Source organism: Brevundimonas sp. (genome assembly GCF_036677305.1).
Classification (GTDB): Bacteria; Pseudomonadota; Alphaproteobacteria; order Caulobacterales; family Caulobacteraceae; genus Brevundimonas.
This window is the reverse complement of record NZ_JAKFEB010000020.1, coordinates 27501-31733: the sequence shown is the minus strand read 5'-3', so window position 1 is coordinate 31733 and position 4233 is coordinate 27501. Positions and strand designations below refer to the sequence as shown.

1 protein-coding gene, 1 tRNA gene and 2 rRNA genes (1 of these 4 cut by a window edge) are annotated in these 4233 nt (G+C 64.9%); 1 reads left to right on the top strand and 3 read right to left on the bottom strand.

Annotated elements, in window-relative coordinates; genetic code table 11:
- A partial coding sequence (gene ileS, locus V6M42_RS01320; RefSeq protein WP_332676616.1) for an isoleucine--tRNA ligase occupies positions 1 to 2505 on the top strand: 2505 nt, incomplete at its 5' end.
- A gap of 472 nt (positions 2506 to 2977) precedes the next feature.
- On the opposite strand, the gene V6M42_RS01315 is transcribed toward ileS, so the two are convergent.
- The 3 genes from V6M42_RS01315 to V6M42_RS01305 form a co-directional block, all read right to left on the bottom strand.
- Positions 2978 to 3054 (bottom strand) — tRNA-Met (locus V6M42_RS01315).
- 63 nt (positions 3055 to 3117) lie between these two features.
- A 5S ribosomal RNA gene (gene rrf / locus V6M42_RS01310) occupies positions 3118 to 3232 on the bottom strand.
- 71 nt (positions 3233 to 3303) lie between these two features.
- Positions 3304 to 4233: ribosomal RNA gene (locus tag V6M42_RS01305) — 23S ribosomal RNA — on the bottom strand (it continues 1859 nt past the right edge of the window).

The window sequence follows — 4233 nt, the reverse complement described above, 5'->3', positions numbered from 1 at the left end:
TGCCGCGAATATGCGACCGGCTGGATCGACGTGCAGCGCGAGCAGTTCAAGCGGCTGGGCGTGCTCGGTGACTGGGACCACCGCTACGCCACCATGGACTTCACGACCGAGGCGGCCATCGTCGCCGAGTTCCACAAGTTCAAGAACTCAGGCCAGCTGTACCGCGGCTCCAAGCCCGTCATGTGGTCGCCGGTCGAGCGCACCGCCCTGGCCGACGCCGAGATCGAATACCACGACCACGTCAGCCCGACGGTCTGGGTCAAATTCCCCGTCACCGGCGCCACCGACGACCATCCCGACGACCTTCTGGCCTTCCGCCACGCCAATCCGTCGATCGTCATCTGGACCACGACGCCCTGGACCATCCCGGCCAACCGGGCCATCAGCTACGGTCCCGAGATCGCCTACGGCCTCTACGAGGTCACGGCCATGGAAGAGGGCCTCGAGTTCCAGCCCTGGGCCAAACCGGGCGATCGGCTCATTGTGGCGGACAAACTGGCCGAGGACGTCTTCAAGGCCGCGAAGATCGCGAGCTGGACCCGGATCGACGACCTGAACCCTTCCGGTCTGGAATGCGCTCACCCGCTGGCGGCCCTGTCGGCCGGCTACGGCTTCTCCGTGCCACTGCTGGCCGGCGACCACGTCACCGACGACGCCGGCACGGGCTTCGTCCACACGGCCCCCGGCCACGGCGCCGACGACTTCGAGGTCTGGAAGGCCCACGGTCATCACGAGGTGCCGGACACCGTCGACCCCGACGGCGCCTACTATGACCACGTCCCCCTGTTCGCCGGCCTCAAGGTGCTCGAGACCGAAGGCAAGAAGACCGGCAAGTTCGGCCCCGCCAACGGCGCGGTAATGGACAAGCTGATCGAGGCGGGCGCCCTGCTGGCCCGCGGGCGGATGGAGCATTCCTATCCGCACAGCTGGCGCTCCAAGGCCCCCATCATCTTCCGCAACACGCCCCAGTGGTTCATCCGCATGGATGCGCCGCTGAAGGGCGACGGAACCCTGCGCGAGCGGGCGCTGGACGCCATCGACAAGACCGACTTCCACCCCGAGGCGGGCCGCAACCGCATCCGCTCGATGGTCGAGGGCCGTCCCGACTGGCTGATCAGCCGCCAGCGCGCCTGGGGCACGCCTCTGGCCATGTTCGTCGACAAACAGACCGGCCAGCCGCTGATCGACGCCGAGGTCGACGCCCGCATCACCGCAGCCGTGGCCGAAGGCGGCGCCGACGCCTGGTTCACCCAGCCCGACGCCGACTTCCTCGGCCACCACGACGCTTCCCGCTTCGAAAAGATCGAGGACATCCTCGACGTCTGGTTCGACAGCGGCTGCACCCACGCCTTCACGCTCGAAACCCGCGATCCGGCCCACGGCTACAAGGGCGACCGCCCCTCGCACTGGCCGGCCGACCTCTACCTCGAAGGCTCGGACCAGCACCGCGGCTGGTTCCAGTCCAATCTTCTCGAAGGCGCCGGCACCCGCGGCCGCGCCCCCTATGACGCCGTCCTGACCCACGGCTTCACCCAGGACGAGAACGGGGAGAAGATGTCCAAGTCGCGGGGCAACACCACCGACCCCGCCGTCGTCATCAAGGAATCCGGCGCCGACATCCTGCGCCTGTGGGTCTCGCTGGTGGACTACGCCGAGGACCAGCGGATCGGGAAACAGATCCTGCAGACCACGGTCGACGCCTATCGCAAGCTGCGCAACACCGTCCGCTACCTGCTGGGCGCCCTCGTCGGCTTCGACGAGGCAGAGCGCCTTCCGCTGGACCAGATGCCGCCGCTGGAGAAATTCATCCTGCATCGCCTGTGGGAACTCGATCGCGACGTGCGCAAGGCCTACGCCGAATACCGCTTCCAGGACGTCGTCCGTCCGGTGCTTGAATTCTGCTCCAACGACCTGTCGGCCCTGTATTTCGACATCCGCAAGGACAGCCTCTACTGCGACCGCCCCGACGCGATCCGCCGCCGCGCGGCCCGCACGGTCATGGACGAGGTGTTCATGCGCCTGACCGCCTGGCTGGCGCCCCTGACGCCCTTCACCATGGAAGAGGCCTGGGGCACCCGCTTCCCCGACGGCGGCTCAAACTGCGCCCGGGTCATCCCCGCGACGCCGGCGGAGTGGCGAAACGACGCCGAGGCGGCGCGCTGGGCCAGGGTCCAGACCGTGCTGGAAACCGTCAATGAGGCGCTGGAAGCTTCGCGGCGGGACAAGGTCATCGGCGGCGCCCTCGACGCCTGGCCCGTGGTGACTGGACCGGCGGAGGCGTTCGCGCCGTTCGACGGCCTCGACGCAGCCGAGGTCTTCCGCACCTCCGGCGCCGAGCTGGCGACGGGCGGAGACGCGGTCACGGTCGATGTGCGTCTGGCCGACCATCCCAAATGCGCCCGCTCGTGGCGGCGCGTGCCGGACGTCGGTTCCGACGCCGCCTACCCCGAGCTCAGCGCCCGCGATGCGGACGCCGTGCGCTGGTGGGATTCCCGGAACGGCTGACCCCGCCTGCGTCCGGAGCTGACGCAGGCCCACGTTTTCATTGGCCGGTCCCCTCGGGGCCGGTCGTTGACTCGTGGATCTGTGGCCGACCATCGGGCCCTTCGGTCACCCTCGCCGTCACGCGGACGGAGGCGCGCAGCCGCGACCGCCGCGGCGCACCCGGCAGCCGCACCAGCCACCGCAAGCAGACCAAATCGATCCACGGCCCGCCGCCGACGGCTCGCGCCACCTTGCCTGAACCAGCGCGACCGTCAGACCGGCCGGTGCCGGTCAAGCGCGTCCGGCCTCGAACGCGGCGACAAGGGCCGCGCGCCACGCGCCCGGCCTTGGTCCAGAACAGCAAAAAGCCCCGCCGGCGGATGCCGGGCGGGGCTTCGAGATCATGGATGCGGGACCAGACGTTAAATGCGTCAGCACGCGTTTCGGACATGCAAAAACCCGCCGGACGGGTCCAGACGGGTTTCTGAAAGTTTGGGTGCGGGAGCAGGATTTGAACCTGCGACCTTCAGGTTATGAGCCTGACGAGCTACCGGGCTGCTCCATCCCGCGGCAAACGGTAGTGCAAAGGAAGAGCTGTTCGAGAGAAATCACAATCATCTATCCGTCTGGTAGACCCGGCGGCGACCTACTCTCCCGCGCCTTAAGACGAAGTACCATCGGCTCTGGAGGGCTTAACGACCGAGTTCGGAATGGGATCGGGTGGGGAACCTCCGACATAGCCACCAGGTCAACCAGGCGGATAGACGATTGTGAGAAGACATTGTCGTATTCGAAAAATCGAATGAGTTTTGCTGAGAAACGATCAAGCCGATCGGATTATTAGTACCAGTAAGCTTCATGGGTCGCCCCACTTCCACACCTGGCCTATCAACGTGGTAGTCTTCCACGATCCTCAGCGAAGCCTTGTTTTGAGGTTAGTTTCCCGCTTAGATGCTTTCAGCGGTTATCTATTCCATACATAGCTACCCTGCTGCGCGGCTGGCGCCACGACAGGTCCACCAGAGGTATGTCCATCCCGGTCCTCTCGTACTAGGGACAGATCCTCTCAAGCTTCGAACACCCACGGCAGATAGGGACCAAACTGTCTCACGACGTTCTGAACCCAGCTCACGTACCACTTTAAATGGCGAACAGCCATACCCTTGGGACCTGCTCCAGCCCCAGGATGTGATGAGCCGACATCGAGGTGCCAAACTTTGCCGTCGATATGGACTCTTGGGCAAAATCAGCCTGTTATCCCTAGAGTACCTTTTATCCGTTGAGCGATGGCCCTTCCACGCGGGACCACCGGATCACTATGGCCGACTTTCGTCTCTGCTCGACTTGTCAGTCTCGCAGTCAGGCGGGCTTATGCCATTGCACTCGACGACCGATTTCCGACCGGTCTGAGCCCACCATCGCGCGCCTCCGTTACACTTTAGGAGGCGACCGCCCCAGTCAAACTACCCACCACGCCATGTCCCGGGACCGGATAACGGCCCTCGGTTAGACGTCAACGACAGTAAGGGTGGTATTTCAAGGATGACTCCACCAGAGCTGGCGCCCCGGTTTCATAGTCTCCCACCTATCCTACACATACGGTCGCTAACGCCAAGGCGAAGCTATAGTAAAGGTTCATAGGGTCTTTCCGTCTGACCGCGGGAACCCCGCATCTTCACGGGGAATTCAATTTCACTGAGCCTGTGCTGGAGACAGTGGGGAAGTCGTTACGCCATTCGTGCAGGTCGG